We start from the raw sequence: 23,593 nt of genomic DNA, 5'->3' as shown, positions 1-23,593 counted from the left end.
CGGGGGTCGTCCCTTGGCACGCCCCGGCACCTCGCCGGCGTCCTCCGGCGTTTCCTGGCACCCGGCACTTTTCCGGGGCCCCGGGCGCCCCCTCGGCACTCTGCACACCCTCGGCTCGCTCCGGCAAATCTGCCGCGCCCTGCGGGACATCTTTGGCAGGTTCCGGTGCCTCCGGCATGCCCTCGCCGCCCCCGCGCGCACCCTCGGCACCCCCCGGTGCCCCCGCAAACCCCTCGCCCCCTGCGGAACACCTGCCACCCGCGCCCATGCCTCCTCGGCGTCCTCCGGGACAGCTTTCGTGCTGCCCGGTATCCTGTCGGCACGCCGTGGTCCTTTCGTCGGTTCGTCAGTACACCCAGCGGTAGGCCGCCGCCACCCCGGCGTCGTCCAGGTCTGCCACGGACGCCGCCTCGCCGAGCCGGACGGCGGTGATCGCGTCGGCGAGGACCGGGCCCAGCGCGGCCCGCAGCACCGGGTCGGCGCGGAACTCCTCGACGGCCCGCGGCAGCGACTCGGGGAGCCGGTGCACCCCGCGGGCCGCCGCCTCCTCGGGGCCGTACCGGGCAGGGTCCCCGGTGATCTCCTCGGGCAGCCGCAGCGCTCCGGCCACTCCGTCGAGACCGGCGGCGATCACGCAGCCGAGCGCCAGATACGGGTTGGCGGCCAGGTCCACCGGCTTGACCTCCAGGTTGGCCTCCTGGTCGCGGCGGCCCGCCGTACCGGTGACCAGCCGCAGAGCGGCCTCGCGGGTCTCGTGGCCCCAGGCCGTGAAGACCCCGGCCCACTGGGACGGCCTGAGCCGCAGATAGCTGGCCGGGCTGGGGGCGGTGACCGCCGTCAGCGCGGGCAGACGGGCCAGGACGCCGGCCGCGAAGGACTCCGCCGCGGCCGTCATGCCGTACCGCCGCTCCCCGCCCGCGTGCAGGTTCACGCCCGCGCGCCAGCAGGACAGATGCAGATGGCCGCCGTTGCCGACGCCCTCCGCGAGCACCGCGGGCGCGAACGACACCCGCAGACCGTGCCGCTGCGCGACCGCGCGGACGGTCTGCCGTACCAGCACACTGCGGTCGGCCGCCGCCACCGGGTCCTGCGCGCCCACCGAGATCTCGAACTGCCCGGCCGCGTACTCCGGATGGAGCTGGTCGACGGCCACGTCCTGGGCGGCGAGCGCGGCCAGCAGGTCGGCGGTGTAGTCGCTCAGCTCCACCTGGCGGATCGCGCCGTACGCCGGTCCGGACACCGCCGGGACGAACTCCCCGGCCGGCGCCGAGCCCAGCCCGACCGCCCACTCCACCTCGATCGCCGCCTGGAAGGACAGGCCGTGCCGCTCCGCCGCCCCGGCGACGATCCGGCGCAGAAAGGTCCGGGTGCAGCCGGGGTGCCGGGCACCCTCCTGGGTGATCCGGTCCACCGGCGCCCACGCCCAGCCGGGCTGCCCGGCCAGCACCGTCAGCCGGTCCAGGTCCGGGTAGAGCCGCAGATCGCCGTCGGGGGAGCCGAGGACGTCCGTGGCGACGATGGAGTCGTGCGCGAGGAACGTGTCGAACACCGGCGACATCCCGACCCCCGAGGACACGGCCGCCGCCAGCCGCGCCGTCGGGATCGTCTTCACCCGGCCGACGCCCGCGGTGTCCACGTACGCCAGTACGATCCCGTGCACGCCCCCCGCGGTCAGCTCGGCGGTGAGCGCGGCGGCCCGCCGCAGATCACCGGTGCGGCCGCCGGGCACGGGGTCGGCAAGGGCGGTCATACGTCCTCCTCCGCGGGCTGTGCCGGGTGCAGGGGCGGGTCAGGGTTTCACGGCCACCGCGCCGTACTGCGGCACCACGGCGGCCGCCGGCCCGGCGCGCCACTGCGAGCACGGCACCAGCCCCGGCTCGACAAGGTCGAGGCCCGCCAGGAACGAGGCGATCTCCGCGTGGCTGCGGGCGGTGATCGGCGGGGTGGCGTGCGCGTTCCAGAACTCCATCGCGGCGGCGTTGCCCTCGCCGCCCACCTCGGCGTCGTACGTCGGATGGGTGAGGACGAGATGGCTGCCGGAGGGCAGGGCCGCCATGAGCCGGCGCACGATGTCCCGGGCCTCGCCGGTGTCCAGGACGAAGTTGAGGATGCCGAGCATCATCAGCGCGACCGGCCGGGTCAGGTCGAGGGTCTCGGCGGCGCGCTGCACGATGCTCTCCGGGTCGTGCACATCGGCGTCGACGTAGTCCGTGGCCCCCTCCGGGGAGCTGGTCAGCAGCGAGCGCGCGTGCACGAGGACGATCGGGTCGTTGTCGACGTAGACGATCCGGGCGTCGGGCGCGATCCGCTGGGCGATCTCGTGGGTGTTGTCGACGGTCGGCAGGCCCGTGCCCACGTCCAGGAACTGCCGGATGCCGCGCTCGGCGGCCAGGAAGCGCACCGCCCGCGCCAGGAACTCGCGGTCTGCGCGGGCCACCGCCCGGATCACCGGGAACATCCCGGCGACCTGTTCACCGACCCGCTGGTCGACTTCGTAGTTGTCCTTGCCGCCGATCCAGTAGTTCCACACCCGGGCGTTGTGCGCCACGGTGGTGTTCAGCCCGCCCGGACCGGCCGTCGGATCACGCCTTTCGGTCACGTCGCCGCCCTTTCCGTGCACGGTTCCCCGCCGTCATTGTGCCGCTCGTTGATCGTGCTGTCCCGGGAACCGCGCACCGCGGGCGGTCCGGGGCGGCTCCGGACCCCGCACGGGCATGCGGAACACTGGGGTGCCGTACCCCCGCCCCGACCGGAAGCAGGACATGCCCGCCACGCCCGCCCCCCTCCTCGACCACCCCGCCGGCCTGCCCGAGGGCCCCGCCGACATCCGGCTCGTCGTCACCGACATGGACGGCACCCTGCTGGACGACGCCAAGCGGCTGCCCGAGGGGCTGTGGCCGCTGCTCGCCGAGCTGCGCCGCCGCGGCGTGCTGTTCAGCCCGGCCAGCGGCCGCCAGTACGCGACGCTGGCCCGGCAGTTCGCCGAGGTCGCCGAGGGCATGGTGTTCATCGCGGAGAACGGCACCTACGTGGTCCGCGACGGCGTGGAGCTGAGCTCCGACCCGCTGGCGCCCGGGGTCGCCGCCGGGGTGGCCCGGACGGTACGGCGGCTGGCCGCCGACGGCGTGGACGTGGGCGCCGTGGTGTGCGGCAAGCGCTCGGCGTACGTCGAGCGGACCGACGAGGCGTTCCTGGCCGAGGTGCGCAAGTACTACGTCGAGCACCGGGTCGTCGAGGACGTGACCGCGGTCGAGGACGACATGATCAAGGTCGCGGTGTTCGACTTCGGGGCCGCCGAGCACTCCACCGCGCCCGCCCTGGCGGAGTTCGCCGACAGCCACCGGGTGGTGGTGTCCGGTGAGCACTGGGTCGACGTCATGAACCGGACCGCGGACAAGGGCACCGCCCTGCGCGGCCTCCAGCGGGCGCTGGGCATCACCCCGGCGCAGACCATGGTGTTCGGCGACTACCTGAACGACCTGGAGATGCTCGACGCCGCCGAGTGGTCCTTCGCGATGGCCAACGCCCACCCGGAGGTCGTCCGCCGGGCCCGCCACCTCGCCCCGTCCAACAACGACAACGGGGTGCTGCGGACCATAGCCCGCGTGCTCGGCCTCTAAACGTCGGCCGGACCGGCGCGGGGGGCCGTCGGCCCGGCGGACGCGGGCCTCAGCGGATTGGCTTGCGGCCCACCGCGCCGTACAGCGAGATCGGCCCGGCGCCGTCCGGGGCGGTCTGCGGACGCCAGTCGGCGACCGACACGACGCCGGGGTCCAGCAGCTCCAGTCCGCGGAAGAAGGCGGCCACCTCCTTCTGCGAGCGGGCCACCAGGGTCACCCCGCCCGCCGCGTAGGCGGCGATGCCCTTGCGCACGTTCTCCGGCTCGAAGTCGGCCGTCATCGTCGACAGCACCAGACAGCTGCCCGGCGCCAGCGCGTCGACCAGGGTGGACACCAGGTCGTGGGCGCCGTCCTCGTCGGCGATGAAGTGCAGCAGCGCGATCAGCGACAGGGCCACCGGGCGGTCCAGGTCGAGGACGCGGGCGGCCTGGTCGAGGATCGCCCTCGGGTCCCGGGCGTCGGCCTGGACGTACTCCGTCACGCCCTCCGGGGTGCCGCGCAGCAGCGCCTGGGCGTGCACCAGCACGATGGGGTCGTTGTCGACGTAGACGACCCGGGCGTCCGGCGCCACCGACTGGGCGATCTGGTGCAGATTGGGCTCGGTCGGTATGCCGGTGCCGATGTCCAGGAACTGGCGGATGCCGTCCTCGGCCAGGGCGCGCGTGGTGCGGTGCATGAACTCCCGGTTGGCGCGGGCGGCCCGCGGGGCGCCCCCGTCGATGGCCGCGATGCTGCGGCCCAGCTCTTCGTCGACGGGGTAGTTGTCCTTGCCGCCGAGGTACCAGTCGTACACCCGGGCCGGGTGCGGCCGGGTGGTGTCGATGCGCTGCGCGGCCGGCTCGGTCCCCGTCACGTACTGCTCCTCGGCTCGGTCACCTACGTCAGTTGCGAGGAGAAGTCTGACACGATCACGCGCTGTGCAGGCACTCCTCGGCCACCCGCTTGTCCAGCGCGGCCCGCACCAACGCGGCGGCCAGCACGGCCGGTTCGGTGTTCCCGGCCAGCGCGGTCAGCTTGTCCGGGTCCTTCGGCAGGCCGAGCCGGGCCGCCCCGGACAGGGCCTTGTCGTCCAGATAGGGGGCGAGTTCGCGCCAGACCCGCTGGGCCTCGCGCAGGAAGATGTCGGCGCCGGCCGGGCCCACGCCCGGCTCCTCCTGGAGCAGTTCTCTCAGTTCGTCCGGGTCGCCGTGCGCCTCCCGGTGCAGCCGACGCAGGTCGCCGCCCCAGCGGTCCAGCAACAGCGCGGCGCCGTCGCCGAGTTGGGTGGCGGTGCGTTCGTCGTAGCGCCGGTAGCCGCCCCGGCCGAGCGCGTCGACCCGCTGCTGCCAGTCGGCCTCGGCCATGCGGCGCGGAGTGTCGAGGTGGTCCTCGTGCAGGGCCCGGGCGGCGGCCACCGCCACCGAGGCCCGGATCCGGGCGCTGAGCAGCAGGGCCAGCACGAGCAGCCGGTACAGCGGCTGCGGGGTGTCCCTCAGCCGGATGTCCGCCTCCTCGGCGTAGGTCCGCCCGTACCGGGACAGCAGTTCGTGCAGCACCCGTTCGTCGCGGTTCATGGCCGTGCCCGGCGCGGGCTCAGGGCTTGAGCGGGTCGTGGCCCAGCGACATCAGCTGGTGGCGGCGCTCGGTGTCCTCCGCCACGGGTTCCTCCTCGATGTCCACGAGGTCGGCGACCGTGTCCACGACCTGGTGCATCGCACCGATGTCGTCCGCGGTCAGGTCGGTACGGCGCTTCTGGAGGATGGCGAGCACATGCTGGCCGAGCGGCGAGCCCGCCCGTTCGGGCAGCGGCTCGGTGCGCTCGTCGGCGTCCTGGACCCTGAGCCAGGCCGCGAGTTCCGCCGAGGTCATGTTGACCACGCGGTGGAAGTCCTCCCACAGCGCTTCGAGTTCGAGGGCGTCGGCCATGGGTCTCCCCTTCCCTCTGGGTTCTTTCGCTCTTCCTTCGGTCTTTCGTCCCCAGGCGGGTGCCCATCGCCAAAGGGGGCAAAACCGGCCCGGTCAGCGGGGCAGGACCTGGTCCAGGAAGCCGGTCACCTCGGCGAAGACCTCCTCCTTGACCGTCTCGTTGAACACCTCGTGCCGGGCCCCGGGGAAGATCCGCTCGGTCAGCCGGCCGCCGCTCAGCCGCTCGACGCCGATCCGGCTGCCGGGCAGCGGCACCAGCCGGTCGTCGTCGCCGTGCAGCCACAGCACCGGTACGCCGCCCGCGTCGCCGCCCCGGGCGACCGTCTCCAGGGTGCGGGCGAACGCCTCCAGCGTCGGCCGCTTCATCGGCCCGTGCCAGACCAGCGGATCGGCGGCGTACGCGGCGCCCACCGCGGGGTCGCGGGAGAGTGCGGCCGGGCTGATCGGGGTGTCCGGGATCTCGGGCAGGGCCAGCAGCCGCCCGGGCAGCTCCCAGGCCCCGATCACCGGCCCCGAGAGGATCAGCGCGCTCACCTCCGCGCCGTACCGCTGGACGTAACGGGCCGAGATCAGGCCGCCCATCGAGTGGCCGACGAGGACCAGCGGCAGCCCGGGGTGCGCGGCCCGGGCCGACTCGGCCACCGTGTGCACCTCGGTGACCACGTCCTCGAAGTCCTCGATCAGCGCCCGCTCGCCGGCCGACCGGCCGTGCCCTTGGTGGTCGGGCGCGTACACCGCCGCGCCGTGCCCGCCGAGCACGCCCGCCAGTTCGTCGTATCGGCCCGCGTGCTCGGCGTACCCGTGCACGACGAGGGCCAGGAAGCGGGGCTCCGGGTGCGGCCACTCGCGTACGGCGATCCCGTCCGGGGCATGCTCGCGGACGTGGGGCATATCTCCTCCAGGTGCCTCGGTGAAGGTTCCGGGGGATCTTCCCAGCGGGCCGGTCCGAGGTCTATAGTCTAAAACTAGCAGTGCTAATTAATCGTGCTGCCGAACACACCCAGCCAGCTGATCCACAGCGTCGTCGGTCAGGAGTCACACCCGTGCGTCCCGTTCACTTCGCGGCCGCCCGCCGCACCCCCATCGGCAAGCTGCGCGGAGCCCTCTCCTCCGTGCGCCCCGACGATCTGGCCGCGACCGTCATCCGCCGGCTGGTGAACGACGTGCCCGCCCTCGACCCGGCCCGGATCGACGACGTCTACTGGGGCGCCGCCAACCAGGCCGGCGAGGACAACCGCAACGCCGCCCGGATGGCCGCCCTGCTCGCCGGACTGCCCGAGTCCGTGCCCGGCGCCACCGTCAACCGGCTCTGCGCCTCCGGCCTGGAGGCGGTCACCCTCGCCGCCCGGACCATCGCCGCGGGCGAGGCGGACATCGTGATCGCCGGCGGCTCCGAGTCCATGAGCCGCGCCCCCTTCGTACTGCCCCGCCCCGACGAGGCGCTGCCGCCGCGCATCGAGACCTACGACACCCGGCTCGGCTGGCGCCTGGTCAACCCGGCCATGAAGGAGCTGCACGGCCTGCTGTCCATGGGCGAGACCGCCGAGGAGGTCGCCGCCCGGTACGGCGTCTCGCGCGACCGGCAGGACGCGTTCGCGCTGCGCAGCCACCAACTCGCCGCCGCTGCCCGCAAGAACGGGCGCTTCGACGACGAACTCCTCTCCGTGGAGCGGCCGGACGGGATCGTGGTGGAGCAGGACGAGTGCGTCCGCGAGGACACCTCGCTGGAGAAGCTCTCCCGTCTGAAGCCGGTCTTCCGGCAGGGTGGCACGGTCACCGCGGGCAACGCCTCGCCGATGAACGACGGCGCCGCCGGACTGCTGCTGGTCAGCGAGGAGGCCCTGAACGAACTGGGCCTGGAGTCCCTGGGCCGCTATGTCGCGGGCGCCTCCGCCGGTGTCCACCCGGACGTGATGGGCATCGGCCCGGTCCCCGCCACCCGCAAGGCGCTGGCCCGGGCCGGCTGGGCGATCGGCGACGTCCAGGAGGCCGAGTTCAACGAGGCGTTCGCCGCCCAGGCGCTCGCCTGCGTCGACCAGCTGGGCATCGACCCCGAGCTGGTCAACCCGACCGGCGGCGCCATCGCCCTCGGCCACCCCCTCGGCTGCTCCGGTGCCCGCATCCTGACCACCCTGCTGCACCGCATGCGGCGCACGGGCGCGGCCCGGGGCCTGGCGACGATGTGCGTGGGCGTCGGACAGGGCAGCGCACTGCTGGTCGAACGGCACTAGAGCCTTTCTTCCCCGCAGGCCCAACGGGGGGTCCCGCCGAGGGAATCCGGTACACCAGCCGCAGAAGGAAACGGAGCAGCACTCCATGGCAACCCTGTCCGTCGCCGCCATTCTCGCCGAGAACGCCCGGCGCCGACCCGACAAGACCGCCCTCGTCGAAGGGGACCTGCGGCTGACCTTCGCCGAGGCGTGGCGGCGGGCCCTCGCCCGGGCGGGTGCGCTCACCGCCCTCGGCGTCCGGCCCGGCGACCGGGTCGCCCTCATGGCCCCCAACACCGCGGAGTTCCCCCTCGCCTACTACGCGATCGCCGCGGCGGGCGGTGTCGTCGTCCCCGTGCACCTGCTGCTGTCGGTCGGCGAGGTCGAGCACGTCCTGCGGGACAGCGGCGCCGGCCTGCTGCTCGTCCACCCCGCCCAGGCGGACACCGGGCGCGCCGCGGCCGAGGCCCTCGGCATCCGCGTGGTCACCCTGGGCGAGGAGTTCGCGGCCCTCGCGGCCGACGCCGAGCCGCTGCCGTCGTACACCACCCGCGCCGCCGACGACCCCGCCGTGGTCTTCTACACCAGCGGCACGACCGGCGTCCCCAAGGGCGCCGTGCTCAGCCACTTCAACCTGGTGATGAACGCGACCGTCAACGCCTTCGACGCCAACGACGTCCGCGCCGACGACATCGCGCTCGGCGCCCTGCCGCTGTTCCACGCCTTCGGCCAGACCGTCTCGCTCAACTCCACCTGGCGGGCGGGCGCCACCCTGGTGCTGCTGCCCCGCTTCGACGCGGTCCGCGCGATCGAGCTGATGGTGCGCGAGCGCGTGAACACCTTCCAGGGCGTGCCCACCATGTTCGTGGCGCTGGCCGCGGCCGCCGCCGACGCCGCGGAACTGCCCGCCCTGCGCCTGTGCATCTCGGGCGGGGCCTCGCTCCCGGTGGCCGTGCTGGAGCGGTTCGAGACCGCCTTCGGGACGCGGATCTACGAGGGGTACGGGCTGTCGGAGACCTCGCCCACGGCCACCGTCAACCAGCCGGTGTTCGGCACGAAGGCCGGCACCATCGGCCATCCGCTGTGGGGCGTGGACGTGGAGATCGCCCGCGCGGAGACCGAGGGCCGCATCGAACTGCTGCCGCCCGGCGAGCTGGGCGAGGTCGTCATCCGCGGCCACAACGTCTTCTCCGGCTACCTCGGCCGCCCGGAGGCCACCGCCGAGGCCCTGGTCGACGGCTGGTTCCGCACCGGTGACCTGGGCACCAAGGACGAGGAGGGGTTCCTCCGCATCGTCGACCGCAAGAAGGACGTCATCATCCGCGGCGGCTACAACGTCTACCCGCGGGAGGTCGAGGAGGTCCTGATGCGCCACCCCGGCATCGCCCAGGTCGCCGTCATCGGCCTGCCCGACGAGCTGCACGGCGAGGAGGTGTGCGCGGTCGTCGTACCGGCCGGGGACACCGCCCCCGACGCCGCGGGGATCACCGAGTGGTCCAGGGAACACCTCGGCAAGCACAAGTACCCGCGGCGCGTGGAGTTCACCGACGCGCTGCCGCTCGGACCGAGCATGAAGGTGCTCAAGCGGGAGCTGCGGACGCGGTACGCCGGGTAGCGGTACGCGGGGTAGCGGCACGCCGGTCGGATGCGTGTGCATAGCATCGGTCCCCACATGGACACGATGACGCTCTGGCACATATCCGGCTGGGGGTTCGCGGCGCTCGCCTGCGCGGCCCTGCTCGTCGGCTTCTCCAAGACCGCGGTGAGCGGGGCCAACACGGTCAGCCTCGCCGTCTTCGCCGCGGTCCTGCCCGCCCGCGCCTCCACCGGGGTGCTGCTGCCCATCCTGATCGCCGGGGACGTGCTCGCCGTCCTCACCTACCGGCGGCACGCCCACTGGCCCACGCTGTGGCGGCTGTTCCCGGCGGTCGCGGCCGGTGTGGTGGCCGGCACGCTGTTCCTGCTGTGGGCCGACGACGGGATCGTACGGACCTCGATCGGTGCGATCCTGCTGCTGATGGCCGGGGTCACGCTGTGGCGGCGGCGCCGGGCGGACGGGCCGGGGGACGCACCGGACGCCGTGACGACCCGGGCGGGCCGGCTGAAGGCCCGCTCGTACGGCGTGCTCGGCGGCTTCACCACCATGGTCGCGAACGCGGGCGGCCCCGTGATGTCGCTGTACCTGCTCTCCGCCGGGTTCCGGAAGCTGGGCTTCCTGGGCACGTCGGCGTTCTTCTTCCTCATCGTGAACGTGTCGAAGGTGCCGTTCAGCGCGGGCCTGGGCCTCATCGACGGCCGTTCGCTGCTGCTCGACGCCGCGCTCGCCGGGTTCGTCGTGCCCGGTGCGTTGTTCGGCACATGGGCTGTGAACAGGATCAACCAGCGACTCTTCGAACAACTCGTGATCGCGGCGACGGTCGTGGGCGGCGTCCAGCTGCTACTGCGCTAGCCCCAGCAGCCCCGGCAGGTCGGCGAAGGAGTCCAGGACATGGTCCGGGGCGCCGCTCGCGCCGTCGAGCGTCTCCTGCTGGAACTTCCCCGTCCGCACCAGCACCCCCGTCAGTCCGGCCCGCTGGGCGGCGAGCACGTCCGACTCCACGTCGTCGCCCACCATCAGCGCCTCCCCGGCGGCCACCCCGAGCCGGGCCAGCGCCGCCTCGAAGAACGCCCGCGATGGCTTGCCCGTGACCTCGGCCTCCGTCCGGGCCGCCCGCTCCAGCCCGAGCAGGAACCCCCCGGTGTCCAGCTGGAGCCCCGCGTCGGTCCGCCAGTACAGGTTGCGGTGCATGGCGACCAGCCGCGCACCCCGCTGGAGCTGCCCGAAGGCCCGGTTGAGCGCCGCGTAGTCGAACTCCGGCCCGGCACCGCCCAGCACGACCACCTCGGGATCGTCCTCGACCAGGGTGATCTCGCCGAGATCCGCCGCGATGTCCCCGCTGTTGAGCAGCGCACAGCGGGCGCCCGGGTAGCGCTGTGCGAGGTGTACGGCGGTGACGGCGGGCGCGGTCAGGATGTCCTCGGCCGCCACCTCGAACCCGGCCGCCCCCAGGGCCCCGGCGATCGACGCCCGGGTCCGGGACGTCGTGTTGGTCACCAGCGCCACGGGCAGACCCGCCGCGCGGATCCGGCGCAGGGCCGCCACCGCACCGGGCAGCGGCTTCCAGGAGACGGTGAGGACACCGTCGATGTCGATCAGCACGGCACGCACGGACGCGAGGGACTCCATCCTCCGACGGTAGCGACCCGGGCGCCGGACGGGCCCTCACGACCTCGTACGCTCACCCCCATGCCCACGCACGTGCTGATCCTCGGCGGTACCACCGAGGCCCGGCGGCTCGCCGCCGATCTCGCGGCCCGGCCCGGCGTCCGGGTCACCACCTCCCTGGCCGGCCGGGTCACCCGGCCCGCAGCGGTCGAGGGCGAGGTGCGCACCGGCGGCTTCGGCGGCGCGGAGGGCTTGGCCGAGTGGCTGCGCACCCACCGGGTGGACGCCCTGGTCGACGCCACCCACCCCTTCGCCGAGGCGATCACGGCCAACGCGGCCCGCGCGGCCGCGGCCACCGGGACACCGGCGGTCGTGCTGCGCCGCCCCGGCTGGCGGCCCGGCCCCGGCGACCGCTGGTACGACGTCCCGTCCCTGGCCGGCGCCGCCGACGCGCTTCCCGGCCTCGGCCGGCGGGTGTTCCTCAGCACCGGGCGCCTCGGCCTCGCCGCCTTCGCCCACCTGACCGACCTGCACTTCGTCGCCCGCTCGGTGGAACCGCCCGAGCCGCCCCTGCCGCCGTCCACCGACGTGCTCCTCGCCCGCGGCCCGTTCACGGTCGCCGAGGAGACGGATCTGCTCCGCCGCCACCGCATCGAGGTCCTGGTCACCAAGGACAGCGGCGGCGAGGCGACGGCCGCGAAACTGACGGCCGCCCGCGCACTCGCGCTGCCCGTGGTCGTCGTACGCCGGCCACCGCTGCCCGCGGGCGTCACCGCGGTGCCCGACACGGCGGGCGTGCTGGCCCGGCTGGGGCTCGTCCCCGGGTGACCACCGCGGCCGCACAAGGGCCGCCCGGCGTGCGCGCACCCGGGGCTCAGCGCGCCCCGCTCGGCTCCGGTTCGGCCGCCGTCCGCTCGGGGAGGCCGTTGCTCAGGTCCTCCACCAGCAGCCGCTTGGCGATGGTGTCCACGGCCGCGCGCAGATCGGCGGCCGCCGGGTGGCCGATGTCGCGCTGCACCCGGTCCGCCAGCCAGGCGCCCCACGCATGGCTGATCACCTCGGCCTCGCGGCGGCCCGCCGGGGTGTGGCTCAGCAGGGAGCCGTGCCGGGTCAGATAGCCCTCGTCGACCATCCGGTCGAACACCGGCAGCAGCACCTCCGGCGGCAGATGGCGGCGGCCCGCGACCAGCCCGAGGCTCGCATGCCCCACCAGCCGGTTCAGCAGCTCCACCTGCATCACCGCCCAGGCCCCGGCGACATCCAGCCGGGTGTCGGACTCGCGGATGATCCGCCGGCCGGTCTCCAGATCGGTACCGCCGATGATCTTCGCCACGGCGGCCTCCAGCACCCGCTGCGAGTCCGGCCCGTGGGGGGAGGCGAAGCCCTCGCCCATGTCGGTCGAACCCATCCGCGCGCTGTCCCGCAGCGGCACCTGCTTGAGGAACAGGGCCACCAGGAAGCCCAGTCCCGCGACCGGCACCGTCCACAGGAACACCGTCTGGATGGTGTCCGCGTACGCCTGCACGATCGGCGCGGCGACCGGGGCGGGCAGCCGGTGCAGGCCGGTCGGACTGGTGGCCGCCCGGGTCACCGTCGCCGCGTCCACGCCGCCCGCCCGCACGGCCGCGCCGATACCGTCGCGCAGGTTCGGGGCGAGCGCGTTGGTGTAGAGGGTGCCGAACACGGCCGTGCCGAACGAACTGCCCAGCGTACGGAAGAAGGTCACCCCGGAGGTCGCGGTGCCCAGGTCGGAGTAGGCCACGGTGTTCTGCACGGCGATGGTGAGCACCTGCATGCACAGGCCGATCCCGGTGCCCAGCACGAACATGTACAGCGACTCCAGCGCCGTCCCCGTGCCCGGCCCCATCAGGGACATCAGATACAGCCCGGCGCCCATCACCAGCGCGCCCACGACCGGGAACAGCCGGTACTTGCCGGTCTTGCTGACCACATTGCCGCTGAAGACCGACGCGATCAGCAGCCCGACGACCATCGGCAGCGTCCGCACCCCGGAGACCGTGGCCGAGTCGCCGTCGACGTACTGGAGATAGCTCGGCAGGTAGGTCATCGCGCCGAGCATCGCGAAGCCGACGATGAAGCTGAGCACCGAGCAGACCGTGAACACCGGGTTGCCGAACAGCCGCATGGGCAGCATCGGTTCCCGGGCCCGGGTCTCCACCCAGCAGAACAGCGCGAGCGCCGCCGCACCGCCCGCGAACAGCCCGAGAACGACCCCCGAGGTCCAGGCGTACTCGGTGCCGCCCCAGCTCGTCGCCAGGATCAGCGCGCTCGCGCCGACCGCGACCAGCGCGATGCCCGGGTAGTCGATGACCGGCCGGGACGCCGACCGCACCACCGGGATGGTGCGCGCGGCGGCGATCACCACGACCACGGCGATGGGCACGTTGACGTAGAACGCCCACCGCCAGGAGGCGTGGTCGGTGAACAGGCCGCCCAGCAGCGGCCCGATGACCGTCGCCACCCCGAACACCGCGCCGATGGCACCCTGGTACTTGCCGCGCTCCCGCAGCGGGATGACGTCCGCGATGAGCGCCATCGACGTCACCATCAGACCGCCCGCGCCGATCCCCTGCACCGCCCGCCACGCGATCAGCAGCGGCATGTCGGTGGCCAGGCCGCACAGGAACGAACCCGCGATGAACACGATCGTGGACACCTGGAAGACGGCCTTGCGGCCGAACTGGTCGCCGAACTTGCCGACCAGCACGGTCGCCACGGTCTCCGCGAGCAGATACGAGGTGACCACCCACGACATGTGCGCGGCGCCGCCCAGATCGGACACGATCGTCGGCAGGGCCGTGCCCACGATCGTCTGGTCGAGCGCCGCGAGCAGCATGCCGAGCACGATCGTCAGGAAGACGACGTTGCGCCGCCGGACGTCCAGCACCGGCGGCTCGGCGGCGGCCGGTGCGGAATCCGGGGTCTGCCGGGACGCTTCGTTCTCCTCGGTGACTGCCACGAGGCCACGATCACACGGGTGGATCAGTCACGCATGCGGGGCGGCCCGCCCGGGTGGGGTCAGGAGCTGCCGGGGTGCCGGCGCAGCAGATAGGTGTCCATGATCCAGCCCTTGCGCTCGCGCGCCTCCGCCCGCAGCCGCTCGATGCGCGGCGCGGCCTCGGCGAGCGGCCCGGACACGAGGATCTCGTCCGGGGTGCCTATGTACGCGCCCCAGTAGATGTCCATGTCCTCCCCCGCGTACTGCCGGAAGGCCTGGTGGGCGTCGAGCATCACCACCACGTCGTCCACCCCTTCCGGGAAGCCCTCGGCGAGCCGCCGCCCGGTGGTGATCTGCACCGGCCGGGCCACCCGGTTCAGCCCCGTGCGGTGCCGGGCGACCAGCGCGGAGACGCTGCTGATGCCGGGCACGACGTCGTACTCGAAGCCCACCGACCCCCGCTCGAGGATCTCCTCGAGAATCCCGAGCGTGCTGTCGTACAGCGCGGGGTCCCCCCACACCAGGAAGGCGCCGGTGCCGTCCTCGCCCAGCTCCTCGGCGATCAGCTGCTCGTAGATACCGGCGCGGGCGCTGCGCCAGTCCTCGACGGCCGGCGAGTACGCGGCCCCGCCCGCGCGGCGGTCCCGCTCCGGGTCCCGGGCCTCCACCACCCGGTACGACCCCGCGGGCAGATGCGCGTCCAGTATGTCCCGGCGGAGCTGGGTGAGATCGCTCTTCACCTCGCCCTTGTCGAGCAGGAAGAACACGTCCGTGCTCCGCAGCGCCTTGACCGCCTGGAGGGTCAGCTGGTCGGGGTCGCCCGCGCCGATACCGATGACATGAATCTTTCGCACGCCCCGAGTCTGCCGCATGCCACTGACAACGCCTCCATCGCCTCCGGACGCGGCCCCACCGGCCCCGGAAACCGGGCCGGAGCGCCGCGCCGGCGACGTCAGGGACCGAGCCGGGGCGCCTCGCCGCGCGCGTCCACCGGGGCGTTCCCGCGTTCCACCCGGGCGGCCAGCTCCCGCGCCCAGCGGGCCAGCCCCGCGAGGTCCAGCCCGTACGGCCGGTCCTCACCCCGCTCCCGCTCCCACTCCTCGATCCCGCCCGCGCCGCGCCGCAGCAGCCGGGCCCCGCCGACGGCGTTCCCGCGGGCCGCGTGCGTGAGCCCCACCGCCAGCTGGGCCAGCCCCCGCCACAGCCCGCGCTCCTCCTCCGGCCCCGACTTCCAGGCGTCCTCGAACACCTCGTGCGCGTGGAACGGCCGGCCCGCGTCCAGCAGCTCCTGGGCCTCCGCGACCGTCTCCCCGGGCGCCCGCACCACCCCCTCGGGCTGCCGGGGCACGCCCTGGACGCCGTACGGCAGCGGCCGCCCCAGCCCGTCCCGGGGCCGCGCGCTGCGGGCCCGCCCGTCCCCGTCCCGGTCCCTGGCCTCCGCACCGCTCACGTTCGTCATACGGCCGATTCTCCACCGCCGTGCGCCCCGCTCCCGCGGACCCTCTTCGGCGCACCCCCGAGCGTGGGGTAAAGTTCTGTTCGCGCGATCACGCGGGACACCGTGGGACGGCGCATCGGGACGTGGCGCAGCTTGGTAGCGCACTTGACTGGGGGTCAAGGGGTCGCAGGTTCAAATCCTGTCGTCCCGACAGAGTGCCTGGGGTTCTTCCCAGGCCAGGGCCTTGTTCCACTTCGGTGGGACGAGGCCCTTCGTCGTTTCCGGGACCGCCTGGTGCGGGGCGGTCCGCTGCTGCGCACCGGCGAGCCGGCAGCGCGGCCGCGCGCCGACTCAGCGGTCCTCGTGGCGTCCGGGGCGGGCCGCGGCCTTGGCCTGGACCCGTCTGCTCAGCGAGGCCGCCGCGGCGGTGAGGAAGACGAACGTGTACAGGATCTGGAGGATGGCCACGAGCCGGGCGGTCTGGCCCTGCGGCGTGATGTCGCCGTAGCCGATGGTGGCCACCGTGACGAGGGTGAAGTACAGGGCGTCGAGACGGGTGTGCAGCCCGGACACCTCGCCCGGGTGCCGGGCGAGCACGAAGTAGGTGCCGGCGAAGACCAGGATCGCCAGGCACATCAGGACGGGGATGACGAGTGCGGGGTGGACGTCCGGACGGTCGCGGAGGATGTCGCCGATCTGCCGCAGGATCAGACTGGCGATCGCGCCCAGCACGACGATGAAGAGTGCCCAGCTCAGCCTGGGCCGCTCCGGACCGAGCCCGTCGAGCGGCAGCAGGAAGTAGCCCGTGACCATCACGGCCACCAGGAGCACGGCGGTGAACACGGGCCGCCGGCCGTGCTGCCGGCGCCCGCTCCCGGCATCCGCCCCGGTCATCGCCGTACCGCCGGCTCGGCCGGCCGGCCCGGGGGACGCCTCCCTCGCCGCACCACCGGCAGCAGCTGCACGGTGACGAAGGCGACGACGGACGCGATCACGATCAGCGGCGTCTGCTGGCGCGCGTCGGCACCGAGCAGCAGCACCGTCAGCACCGCGCTGGTCAGCGGCAGCCCGGTGACCGCCGCGGCCGCCGCCGCCATGCCCAGGGCGAGGGCCGGCGTCGTACCGAAGCCGGGCAGCGGCGCGCAGGCGACGGCCGCGGCCGCACCGATGAGCAGGGCCGGGAAGATCGGGCCACCGCGCATCGCGCCCAGACAGAGCGCCCAGGCCAGGCCCTTGCACGCGACCAGGGCGACGAGGGCGGCGACCGGCCAGGCGCTCGGCTGAGCGGCGAGCCGGCCCAGGGTCTGCTGCCCGGACAGCGCGGCCTCCTCCGGGGAGCGGCCGGTCAGCAGCGCATAGCAGGCGAGGCACCCGCCCACCGCCACGGCACAGGCCACGGTCCTCAGGACGGTGTGCTCGCCGACCAGACGGTGGGTACGCCGGCCGAGCGCCCGGGCCGCCGCGATGAGGAGGGCGATGAGCACGGCGAGCGGAACCCCCCACAGGAAGTCGCCCGCGTCCGGGACGGTGTCCGGCGGCAGCCCGGGCAGGGCCAGCGCCCCGGTCGACAGGCCCGTCCAGTGGCCGAAGCCGGTGAAGACCAGCGCTCCGGCAGCGCTCGTGAGCAGGCAGGGCAGCAGCAGTACGACGAGCCGGCTGCCGCCGAGCCCGGCCCCCTCGACGACCATGACGGCACCCGCCAGCGGGCCGCCCAGAATGGTGGAGATGGCCGCGGTGGACCCGGCGGTGGCGAGCACCGCCGTGCCCGGCGCGTCGGGGGCCTGCCGCAGGGCCCGTACGGCGAGCAGCGCAAGCCCGCTGCCGACGGCCATCAGCGGCGCCTCGGGGCCGAGGACGACGCCCAGCGGAAGCGTGGCCAGGGCGGCCACGGCCACACCGGGCAGCGCTTTCGGACCGAGCGGGGGCCCGCCCAGCCCCCGCGCCGGCACATGACCGCCCCCGCCCGGAAACCGGGTGACGACCGGGGCGACGATCAGCCCCGCGAGCAGCAGGGCCGGCAGGGGCCACCACCAGGGGGCGCGGTGGTATCCGACGGCTTGCGGCAGCGCCTCCCAGACCTGGTGCTGGACCGTGTGCTGGAGAGCGACGAAGAAGAAGGACGCGAGCGCGATGGGCACCCCGAGCAGCAGGCACAGCACCAGCAGCCGCAGGTATCCGGGACTCAGCAGGGCCTGGCGCGTCGTGGGCGTGCCGTCGGGCTGCTCCACCGTGGCCGCCGTCAGTACCGCAGCGCCGTGCCGACCTCGGCCTTGACGCCGCCCGACAGCGTGTGGGTGCTGCGTGCCGTGCCGGTGGCGGAGGCGCCGGCGGCCACGTCCCGCACCGTGACGACCACCGTGTCCAGCAGGTTCCCCCCGGTGTCGCGGAAGACGACCTGGACGGCGAAGGACTTCGTCGCGTCCGCGGTGTTGTGCGCCGTCACGGTGACCGTGCTGCGTCCGGCGCTGTCCGTGCCCACCGCGCCGAGCTTCACATCGTCCTTGGCGTCGATGCCGCCCTTGACCGAGTCCAGCTTGCGCCGTGCCTCGGCGGTGGCGGAGGCGAGGGCCGCGGCGCCCTGGGAGGCCAGGGCGGAGGCCTGGGAAGCCGCCTTGCTCGCGGCACCGGACACCTTTTCCCCGCCGCCGCCCGAGCAGCCGCCCGCCCCCGCGGCGACGAGCGCCACCAGCGCGGCGACCGTCACACCGCGCGCCATCTGTCCAGCCATGTCGCCTCCCGGTCGGCTCACTGCGGCCGTCACCTCAGTGAAGTGGCGCGGCGCCGGCCCGGCATGCGGGGTACGGCCGGATGCGCCGGTGATTCACCCCGGCAGACCTGCGCCGGCTACCCGCTCTCGGTGAGGAACGCGGTGACCAGCGGGCTCGCCTCGGCCCGGCGCTCCTCGAAGTAGGCGTGCCGGGCGCCGCGGAAGAGGTGGGTGCGGGCGTCCGGGATGCGGGCGGCGAGCAGGGGCAGGTTGTCGGGCGGGGTGAGGCGGTCCTCGTCACCGTGCAGGACCAGGGTGGGAGCGGTGATGGCGGGCAGCGCGTCCCAGGCGTCGTGGCCGTTGCTGGCGAGCAGATGACCGCGCCGGGCGTGCGGCGGCATGCCGGGGTCGCCGAGGGTGGTGTAGGGGCCGGGATGGGCCGCCCGCCAGGCGGGGGAGTACATCAGGTCGGTCAGGGTCTGCCGTACGGCCTCCGGGTCGGGCCGGGCCAGGGCACGCCGCACCGAGCTGTCCCGTTCGACGGCGTGCGGGCCGCCGGGGGAGGTGCAGCCGAGGACGAGCCGCCGTACCCGGTCCGGGTGGTCGGCGGCGACCCACTGGGCGACCCGGCCGCCCATGGAGGTGCCGTAGACGTCGGCCCGTTCGATGCCCAGATGGTCGAGGACGGCGATCACGTCGTCGGCGAACCGCCGGGTGGAGTACCCCTCGTGGGGCTTGTCGCTGGCTCCGGTGCCCCGGTAGTCCAGGGTGATCGTGGAGTGCGTGGCGTGGAAGTCCGCCCGGACGGTGTCCCACCAGTGGTGGTTGTTGGCCTGCCCGGCCAGGAGCACCAGCGGGGGGCCGTCGCCCTGCCGCTGGCAGGCCAGAGCGGTGCCGTCCTGGGCGCGGGCGAAGGTCTGCCGGGGGCGGGTGGTCTCCGTCATGGGCACCCATGATGGCACCGCGGGCAACTCCGCCCGGACGCCGAGGGGTTCCTGCGAACCGGTCCGGCCCGGATCAAGGTCCTGCGCGCCGCCCGGCTCCTCTGCCACAGTCCCCTTCAGCGGGCACACACACGTCACGACTGGGGGTCACCCGGCATGAGCACTCTCGACATCCTGTCCGAGGACGAGCGGTTCGTCGTGCGCACGGTGCGCGACTTCGTCGACAAGGAGGTCCGACCGGTCGTCCGGGAGCTGGAGCACTCCGACACCTATCCCGAGGCGCTGATCGAGCAGATGAAGCGGCTCGGCGTCTTCGGGCTCGCCGTCCCGGAGGAGTACGGCGGCACCCCCGTCTCCATGCCCTGCTACGTGCTGGTCACCGAGGAGCTGGCCCGCGGCTGGATGAGCCTGGCCGGGGCGATGGGCGGGCACACGGTCGTCGCCAAGCTGCTGCTGCACTTCGGCACCGAGGAGCAGAAGCGCCGGTATCTGCCCAGGATGGCCACCGGCGAGATCCGCGCCACCATGGCCCTGACCGAGCCGGGCGGCGGCTCGGACCTCCAGGCGCTGCGCACGGTGGCCCGCAGGGACGCCGACGGCTATGTGGTCAACGGGACCAAGACCTGGATCACCAACTCCCGCCGCTCCCGGCTGATCGCGCTGCTGTGCCGGACCGACCCGGAGGCGCGCCCGGCACACCGGGGGATCTCCATCCTGCTGGCCGAGCACGGACCGGGACTGACCGTCTCCCGCGACCTGCCCAAGCTCGGCTACAAGGGCGTGGAGAGCTGCGAGCTGACCTTCGAGGACTACCGGGCGCCGGCGGACGCGGTGCTCGGCGGGGTGCCGGGCAAGGGGTTCGGGCAGATGATGAAGGGCCTGGAGACCGGGCGGCTGCAAGTCGCCGCCCGCGCCCTCGGGGTGGGCCGGGCGGCGCTGGAGGACGCGCTCGCCTACGCGCAGGCACGGGAGTCGTTCGGCAAGCCGATCTGGCAGCACCAGTCGGTCGGCAACTACCTGGCCGACATGGCGACCTCCCTGACCGCCGCCCGTCAGCTGACCCTGTACGCGGCCCGGGAGGCGGAGGCCGGCCGCCGGGTGGACATGGAGGCGGGGATGGCGAAGCTGTTCGCCTCCGAGACCGCGATGCAGATCGCCCTCAACGCCGTACGCATCCACGGCGGTTACGGCTACTCGACCGAGTTCGACGTGGAACGCTACTTCCGGGACGCGCCCCTGATGATCGTCGGCGAGGGCACCAACGAGATCCAGCGGAACGTCATCGTCGGCCAGCTGGTCAAGCGAGGAGGGCTCGACACCTGACCGGCCGGGCCCGCACGCCGTCAGGACAGGGCCGCGAGGATCCGCCCGGCGACACGGGCGGCGGGGCCGGCGGGCGTCCCGTCGTCCGTCGCGGTCCCGCCCGGTATCGCCGCCTCGGTCCAGACCGCCACGGCGACGAGCCGGCCGTCGCCGTCCTGCCCGTAGCCGGTGAACCAGGACCGGGTGTGACCGGCGAGCGTGGTCCAGCCGGTCAGCCCGGTGACGCCGCCGCTGCCGGTGCCGAGGGCCGAGCGGAGCTGGTCGGCGGTGTGCCGGGAGAGGACCTGGCCGGCGGCTGCGGAGGTCAGGCCGGGTCGCGTGTTGCCACCGTTCCCCGGGCGCACCCGTGCGACCAGATGTGCGGCCGCCGCCCGGCCCCCGTCGGCCACCGCCGCCGAGATCCTCGCCGACTCCAGGGCCGTCACGGTGACATCGGCGCCGTTGCCGGTCAGGGCCGTCTGGCCGGCCGACCGCGGATCCGCCGGATAGACGCTGGGGGTGGCCCGGACCGGGATCCGCAGCGCGTCGTCGCCGAAACCGAGCCGCTCGGCCGTCGCGCGGAGGCGGGAGTGGCCCAGATCCGCCGCCAGCTTGGCGAAGACGTTGGAGCAGGCGAGGCGCAGGGCGGTGCGCAGGGACGCCTTCGCGCACCGGGGGGAGCCGCCGCCGATCCGGGCCGTGGTGCCCGGCACCGCGAACACCAGCGGGCTGTGCGTGGCCTGGTCCACGCTGGTGTAGAGCCCCTGCTCCAGCGCGGCGGCGGCGACCACCAGGTGGAACGTCGCACCGGGGGCGGTCGCCTCGCGCAGAGGACGGTTCAGCAGGGGGTCGTCGGCGTCCCGGGTGACCTTGTGCCAGGCACCGACGTCGGTGGTCAGGTTTCCGCTGAACGCCCCCGGGTCGTACGACGGGGTGCTGACCAGGGCGAGGACGGCCCCGGTCCGTACGTCGAGGGCGACGGCGGCGCCCTTCTCCTTGCCGAGGGCGTCGAACGCCGCCCGCTGGGCGCGGCCGTCGACGGTCGTCAGGACGTCCCCCGACACACCCCCGGGCGAGGTCCCGGCGCTCAGCACATCGTCGTAGACCGCCTCGAGCCCCGCCCGTCCGAAGGCCATCGAGCGGTAGCCGGTGACGGGCGCGTACAGCGCGCCGTCCGTGTAGGTGCGCCGGTACGGCACCTTCGCGATGCCCGAGGGCCGGGACCCGGTGACGGCCCGGCCGTCCACCAGGATGTTCCCCAGCCCCGAACTCCCGTGCTTCTCCGCCGTCTTGGCCGTGCCCTGGGAACACCCCGCCAGCGTCGCGCCGAGCGCGGCGAGGAGTCCCGGGACCACCACCGCCCTGATGATCTTCTTTTGCATGCCGGACACCCTAGAGGCGCGCGCGGACGGGTGCCCTGCCGGTGGCGCGGCTCAGCCCTTGTTGGAGCCGAGGGTCAGGCCGCTGACGAACTGGCGCTGGAGTGCGAAGTACACGACCAGGGTCGGGATCGCGGTCAGCAGCGAGCCGGCGGCGACCAGGTTGGGATCGGTGAAGTACTGGCCGGAGAGGTTGTTCAGGGCCGAGGTGATCGGCATGTTCTCGCCCGTCGAGATCAGCACCAGGGCCCAGAAGAAGTCGTTGTAGATCCAGATGGACAGCAGGGTGGCCAGAGCCGCCATCGCCGGCCTGCACAGCGGCAGAGTGATCTGCCAGTACAGGCGCCACACCGAGGCGCCGTCGACCAGCGCGGCCTCGGTCAGCTCGTGCGGCAGCGAGCGCATGTAGTTGCTCAGCACGAACGCGCAGAAGCCGGACTGGAACGCCACATGGATGAGGACCAGGCCGAGCGCGGAGTCGTACAGCTTGCCGCTCGCGGTGATGCCCGGCAGGTTCGTCAGCAGGTACAGCCGGTACAGGGGGGTGATGACGACCTGCTGCGGGAGCAGGTTGCCGGCCGTGAAGACCAGCAGCAGGGCCAGGTTGAGGCGGAAGTCGAAGCGGCTGACGTAGAACGCCACGCAGGAGGACAGGAACAGGGTCAGCAGCACGGCCGGCACCGCGATCACCAGCGTGTTGCCGAAGTAGTGCAGCATGTCCGACTGCCGGAAGGCGTTGGTGAAGTTCTCCAGGCTCAGCCTGTCCGGCCAGGAGACATAGCCCTTGGCGCTGGTCTCGCTGTACGGCCGCAGCGCCGAGAAGACCGCCCACAGCAGCGGCGCCAGCCAGGCCAGGGCGGCGCCCGCGAGGAAGACGTGCAGCAGGACGCGGGCGGGGCGGACCGGGGCGCGCCGCCCGAGCGGGACGGTGGTGCTCATGCGCGCCGCTCCTTCCGGAAGGTGGCGATCAGATACGGGACGATCACCGCGAGGGAGATCACCAGGAGGACGACCGCGATGGCCGACCCGTACCCGATGCGGCTGGACTCGCCGATGATGTTGTTGGTGACCAGGATCGACAGCAACTCGGTGCCCTGGGCGCCCTTGTTGAAGACGAAGACGAGGTCGAAGGCGCGCAGCGCCTCGATGATGGTGACGACCAGGACGACCGTGTTGGTCGGGCGCAGGGTCGGGAAGATGACGGATCGGAAGGTCTGCCACTCGTTCGCGCCGTCCAGCGCGGACGCCTCCCGCAGCGAGGGGTCGACGCTCTTCAGACCGGCCAGGTAGAGGATCATCATGTACCCGGTGTGCCGCCAGGACGCGGCGATGAGCACCGCCCAGAGATTGAGGTGCGGGTCGCCGATCCAGTCGATGTAGTGGCCGGGCTTGTTGGCGCCGATGATGCTGTTGATCAGACCCGTGTCCGGGTTGTAGACGAGCTGCCAGACGAACCCGATGCACGCCATCGAGATGACGACCGGCAGGAAGAACGCGGTCTGGTAGACCCGGCTGAACCGGATCCTCTTGTCCAGCTGGACGGCGAGGAAGAGCCCGAGCGGGGTCGGGATCAGGATGAGCACCGCGAACCAGACGAGGTTGTGTTCGACGGCCGGCCAGAACTGGGGGTTGTCGGTGAAGAGTTGGCGGAAGTTGTCCAGGCCCACCCATCTGATCGAGCCGAAGCCGATGCCGTCCCAGGTGGTGAAGGCGAGGAGGATCGAGGCGAGGGCGGTGACCCAGACCAGGACCACATGCAAGGCCGTGGGCACGCCCGCCATCAGGCCGAGCGTGAGCCGGTCACGGCGGGTCAGCAGGCGGCGGTGCCCCTGCGTGCCCCGCTGCTGCGCGGGCGCGGAACCCGCAGGCGGCACCGCGGCCGCCGCCGGGGCCTGCGTCGTCGTATCGGTCGTCATCGGGCCGC

Annotated in this window: 23 protein-coding genes and 1 tRNA gene; 7 read left to right on the top strand and 17 right to left on the bottom strand. The window is 73.5% G+C overall.

Annotation, left to right across the window (positions count from 1 at the left end):
* Positions 1–346: 346 nt before the first annotated feature.
* Both ACWCV9_RS04145 and ACWCV9_RS04140 read right to left on the bottom strand, forming a co-directional pair.
* Positions 347–1,750, bottom strand: coding sequence for a glutamine synthetase (locus tag ACWCV9_RS04145; RefSeq protein WP_450784155.1), 1,404 nt, complete (start codon positions 1,748–1,750; stop codon positions 347–349).
* A 39-nt stretch (positions 1,751–1,789) separates the two neighbouring features.
* Positions 1,790–2,599: an SAM-dependent methyltransferase gene (locus ACWCV9_RS04140; protein ID WP_450784154.1), complete on the bottom strand. Its 810-nt coding sequence runs from the start codon at positions 2,597–2,599 to the stop codon at positions 1,790–1,792.
* Between the two features lie 163 nt (positions 2,600–2,762).
* Between ACWCV9_RS04140 and ACWCV9_RS04135 the strand changes: the two genes are divergently transcribed.
* Complete coding sequence (locus ACWCV9_RS04135) at positions 2,763–3,620, top strand: Cof-type HAD-IIB family hydrolase (RefSeq protein ID WP_450784153.1); 858 nt, start codon at positions 2,763–2,765, stop codon at positions 3,618–3,620.
* 49 nt (positions 3,621–3,669) lie between these two features.
* Here the strand turns inward: ACWCV9_RS04135 and ACWCV9_RS04130 are convergent, their stop codons facing one another.
* From ACWCV9_RS04130 to ACWCV9_RS04115, 4 genes are all read right to left on the bottom strand, one after another.
* The gene (locus tag ACWCV9_RS04130; RefSeq protein ID WP_450784152.1) at positions 3,670–4,473 is read right to left on the bottom strand and encodes an SAM-dependent methyltransferase; all 804 of its coding nucleotides are present in this window, start codon (positions 4,471–4,473) and stop codon (positions 3,670–3,672) included.
* Positions 4,474–4,528: 55 nt separating this feature from the next.
* Positions 4,529–5,173 (bottom strand): endonuclease, encoded by a 645-nt coding sequence (locus ACWCV9_RS04125; RefSeq protein ID WP_450784151.1) that lies wholly within the window; start codon positions 5,171–5,173, stop codon positions 4,529–4,531.
* Positions 5,174–5,192: 19 nt separating this feature from the next.
* Positions 5,193–5,525, bottom strand: coding sequence for a DUF3140 domain-containing protein (locus tag ACWCV9_RS04120; protein ID WP_385845772.1), 333 nt, complete (start codon positions 5,523–5,525; stop codon positions 5,193–5,195).
* A 93-nt stretch (positions 5,526–5,618) separates the two neighbouring features.
* Positions 5,619–6,416 (bottom strand): alpha/beta hydrolase, encoded by a 798-nt coding sequence (locus tag ACWCV9_RS04115; RefSeq protein WP_450784150.1) that lies wholly within the window; start codon positions 6,414–6,416, stop codon positions 5,619–5,621.
* Between the two features lie 152 nt (positions 6,417–6,568).
* Between ACWCV9_RS04115 and ACWCV9_RS04110 the strand changes: the two genes are divergently transcribed.
* The 3 genes from ACWCV9_RS04110 (at position 6,569) to ACWCV9_RS04100 (ending at position 10,184) form a co-directional block, all read left to right on the top strand.
* The gene (locus ACWCV9_RS04110; RefSeq protein ID WP_450784149.1) at positions 6,569–7,756 is read left to right on the top strand and encodes a thiolase family protein; all 1,188 of its coding nucleotides are present in this window, start codon (positions 6,569–6,571) and stop codon (positions 7,754–7,756) included.
* A gap of 85 nt (positions 7,757–7,841) precedes the next feature.
* The gene (locus ACWCV9_RS04105) at positions 7,842–9,350 is read left to right on the top strand and encodes a long-chain-fatty-acid--CoA ligase (protein WP_450784148.1); all 1,509 of its coding nucleotides are present in this window, start codon (positions 7,842–7,844) and stop codon (positions 9,348–9,350) included.
* A 57-nt stretch (positions 9,351–9,407) separates the two neighbouring features.
* On the top strand, positions 9,408–10,184 hold the full coding sequence (locus tag ACWCV9_RS04100; RefSeq protein ID WP_450784147.1) for a sulfite exporter TauE/SafE family protein: 777 nt from the start codon (positions 9,408–9,410) through the stop codon (positions 10,182–10,184).
* Here ACWCV9_RS04100 and ACWCV9_RS04095 read toward each other — a convergent pair.
* Positions 10,173–10,961: an HAD-IIA family hydrolase gene (locus ACWCV9_RS04095; protein WP_450784146.1), complete on the bottom strand. Its 789-nt coding sequence runs from the start codon at positions 10,959–10,961 to the stop codon at positions 10,173–10,175. The two genes, ACWCV9_RS04100 and ACWCV9_RS04095, sit on opposite strands and share 12 nt — an antisense overlap.
* Before the next feature lie 60 nt (positions 10,962–11,021).
* On the opposite strand from ACWCV9_RS04095, the gene ACWCV9_RS04090 reads away from it, so the two are divergent.
* Positions 11,022–11,768, top strand: a complete 747-nt coding sequence (locus ACWCV9_RS04090; protein ID WP_450784145.1) for a cobalt-precorrin-6A reductase — start codon at positions 11,022–11,024, stop codon at positions 11,766–11,768.
* 46 nt (positions 11,769–11,814) lie between these two features.
* Here the strand turns inward: ACWCV9_RS04090 and ACWCV9_RS04085 are convergent, their stop codons facing one another.
* The 3 genes from ACWCV9_RS04085 to ACWCV9_RS04075 all read right to left on the bottom strand — a co-directional run bounded on the left by ACWCV9_RS04085 (position 11,815) and on the right by ACWCV9_RS04075 (position 15,358).
* Positions 11,815–13,920: an MDR family MFS transporter gene (locus ACWCV9_RS04085; protein WP_450784144.1), complete on the bottom strand. Its 2,106-nt coding sequence runs from the start codon at positions 13,918–13,920 to the stop codon at positions 11,815–11,817.
* A 59-nt stretch (positions 13,921–13,979) separates the two neighbouring features.
* Positions 13,980–14,753: a precorrin-6A synthase (deacetylating) gene (gene cobF / locus ACWCV9_RS04080; RefSeq protein ID WP_450784143.1), complete on the bottom strand. Its 774-nt coding sequence runs from the start codon at positions 14,751–14,753 to the stop codon at positions 13,980–13,982.
* Positions 14,754–14,851: 98 nt separating this feature from the next.
* Positions 14,852–15,358 (bottom strand): DUF309 domain-containing protein, encoded by a 507-nt coding sequence (locus tag ACWCV9_RS04075; protein WP_450784142.1) that lies wholly within the window; start codon positions 15,356–15,358, stop codon positions 14,852–14,854.
* Positions 15,359–15,474: 116 nt separating this feature from the next.
* Here ACWCV9_RS04075 and ACWCV9_RS04070 point away from each other — a divergent pair.
* A tRNA-Pro gene (locus tag ACWCV9_RS04070) sits at positions 15,475–15,548 on the top strand.
* Between the two features lie 140 nt (positions 15,549–15,688).
* On the opposite strand, the gene ACWCV9_RS04065 is transcribed toward ACWCV9_RS04070, so the two are convergent.
* From ACWCV9_RS04065 to ACWCV9_RS04050, 4 genes are all read right to left on the bottom strand, one after another.
* Positions 15,689–16,231 carry a potassium channel family protein gene (locus ACWCV9_RS04065; RefSeq protein ID WP_450784141.1) on the bottom strand — a complete coding sequence of 181 codons (543 nt, stop codon included), beginning with the start codon at positions 16,229–16,231 and terminating at the stop codon, positions 15,689–15,691.
* On the bottom strand, positions 16,228–17,580 hold the full coding sequence (locus ACWCV9_RS04060) for a chloride channel protein (RefSeq protein WP_450784243.1): 1,353 nt from the start codon (positions 17,578–17,580) through the stop codon (positions 16,228–16,230). The genes ACWCV9_RS04065 and ACWCV9_RS04060 overlap by 4 nt, the downstream gene beginning before the upstream one ends.
* Complete coding sequence (locus ACWCV9_RS04055) at positions 17,577–18,065, bottom strand: FxLYD domain-containing protein (protein WP_450784140.1); 489 nt, start codon at positions 18,063–18,065, stop codon at positions 17,577–17,579. The genes ACWCV9_RS04060 and ACWCV9_RS04055 overlap by 4 nt, the downstream gene beginning before the upstream one ends.
* A 116-nt stretch (positions 18,066–18,181) precedes the next feature.
* On the bottom strand, positions 18,182–18,988 hold the full coding sequence (locus ACWCV9_RS04050; RefSeq protein ID WP_450784139.1) for an alpha/beta fold hydrolase: 807 nt from the start codon (positions 18,986–18,988) through the stop codon (positions 18,182–18,184).
* A gap of 156 nt (positions 18,989–19,144) precedes the next feature.
* Here ACWCV9_RS04050 and ACWCV9_RS04045 point away from each other — a divergent pair, with 156 nt between their 5' ends.
* Complete coding sequence (locus ACWCV9_RS04045) at positions 19,145–20,311, top strand: acyl-CoA dehydrogenase family protein (protein ID WP_450784138.1); 1,167 nt, start codon at positions 19,145–19,147, stop codon at positions 20,309–20,311.
* Between the two features lie 20 nt (positions 20,312–20,331).
* On the opposite strand, the gene ACWCV9_RS04040 is transcribed toward ACWCV9_RS04045, so the two are convergent.
* From ACWCV9_RS04040 to ACWCV9_RS04030, 3 genes are read right to left on the bottom strand one after another with little or no spacing between them, the layout of a single operon-like run.
* On the bottom strand, positions 20,332–21,672 hold the full coding sequence (locus ACWCV9_RS04040) for a penicillin-binding transpeptidase domain-containing protein (RefSeq protein WP_450784137.1): 1,341 nt from the start codon (positions 21,670–21,672) through the stop codon (positions 20,332–20,334).
* 51 nt (positions 21,673–21,723) lie between these two features.
* Positions 21,724–22,608, bottom strand: a complete 885-nt coding sequence (locus ACWCV9_RS04035) for a carbohydrate ABC transporter permease (protein ID WP_450784136.1) — start codon at positions 22,606–22,608, stop codon at positions 21,724–21,726.
* The gene (locus ACWCV9_RS04030) at positions 22,605–23,585 is read right to left on the bottom strand and encodes a carbohydrate ABC transporter permease (protein WP_450784135.1); all 981 of its coding nucleotides are present in this window, start codon (positions 23,583–23,585) and stop codon (positions 22,605–22,607) included. Before ACWCV9_RS04030 ends, ACWCV9_RS04035 begins: the two co-directional genes overlap by 4 nt.
* Positions 23,586–23,593 lie beyond the last annotated feature (8 nt).

The sequence above is a fragment of the Streptomyces sp. NPDC001606 genome, from assembly GCF_053596835.1.
The sequence above is the reverse complement of the archived record's forward strand: the minus strand, read 5'-3'. Positions and strand labels throughout refer to the sequence as shown.

Bases quoted from the DNA above. Each gene is read 5' to 3' on its own strand.
- ACWCV9_RS04120 (WP_385845772.1), bottom strand. From the start codon at position 5,525: ATGGCCGACGCCCTCGAACTCGAAGCGCTGTGGGAGGACTTCCACCGC.
- ACWCV9_RS04095 (WP_450784146.1), bottom strand. From the start codon at position 10,961: ATGGAGTCCCTCGCGTCCGTGCGTGCCGTGCTGATCGACATCGACGGT.
- ACWCV9_RS04135 (WP_450784153.1), top strand. From the start codon at position 2,763: ATGCCCGCCACGCCCGCCCCCCTCCTCGACCACCCCGCCGGCCTGCCC.
- ACWCV9_RS04115 (WP_450784150.1), bottom strand. From the start codon at position 6,416: ATGCCCCACGTCCGCGAGCATGCCCCGGACGGGATCGCCGTACGCGAG.
- ACWCV9_RS04030 (WP_450784135.1), bottom strand. From the start codon at position 23,585: ATGACGACCGATACGACGACGCAGGCCCCGGCGGCGGCCGCGGTGCCG.
- ACWCV9_RS04065 (WP_450784141.1), bottom strand. From the start codon at position 16,231: ATGACCGGGGCGGATGCCGGGAGCGGGCGCCGGCAGCACGGCCGGCGG.
- ACWCV9_RS04040 (WP_450784137.1), bottom strand. From the start codon at position 21,672: ATGCAAAAGAAGATCATCAGGGCGGTGGTGGTCCCGGGACTCCTCGCC.
- ACWCV9_RS04125 (WP_450784151.1), bottom strand. From the start codon at position 5,173: ATGAACCGCGACGAACGGGTGCTGCACGAACTGCTGTCCCGGTACGGG.
- ACWCV9_RS04105 (WP_450784148.1), top strand. From the start codon at position 7,842: ATGGCAACCCTGTCCGTCGCCGCCATTCTCGCCGAGAACGCCCGGCGC.
- ACWCV9_RS04090 (WP_450784145.1), top strand. From the start codon at position 11,022: ATGCCCACGCACGTGCTGATCCTCGGCGGTACCACCGAGGCCCGGCGG.
- ACWCV9_RS04045 (WP_450784138.1), top strand. From the start codon at position 19,145: ATGAGCACTCTCGACATCCTGTCCGAGGACGAGCGGTTCGTCGTGCGC.
- ACWCV9_RS04100 (WP_450784147.1), top strand. From the start codon at position 9,408: ATGGACACGATGACGCTCTGGCACATATCCGGCTGGGGGTTCGCGGCG.
- ACWCV9_RS04050 (WP_450784139.1), bottom strand. From the start codon at position 18,988: ATGACGGAGACCACCCGCCCCCGGCAGACCTTCGCCCGCGCCCAGGAC.
- ACWCV9_RS04075 (WP_450784142.1), bottom strand. From the start codon at position 15,358: ATGACGAACGTGAGCGGTGCGGAGGCCAGGGACCGGGACGGGGACGGG.
- ACWCV9_RS04055 (WP_450784140.1), bottom strand. From the start codon at position 18,065: ATGGCTGGACAGATGGCGCGCGGTGTGACGGTCGCCGCGCTGGTGGCG.
- ACWCV9_RS04145 (WP_450784155.1), bottom strand. From the start codon at position 1,750: ATGACCGCCCTTGCCGACCCCGTGCCCGGCGGCCGCACCGGTGATCTG.
- ACWCV9_RS04035 (WP_450784136.1), bottom strand. From the start codon at position 22,608: ATGAGCACCACCGTCCCGCTCGGGCGGCGCGCCCCGGTCCGCCCCGCC.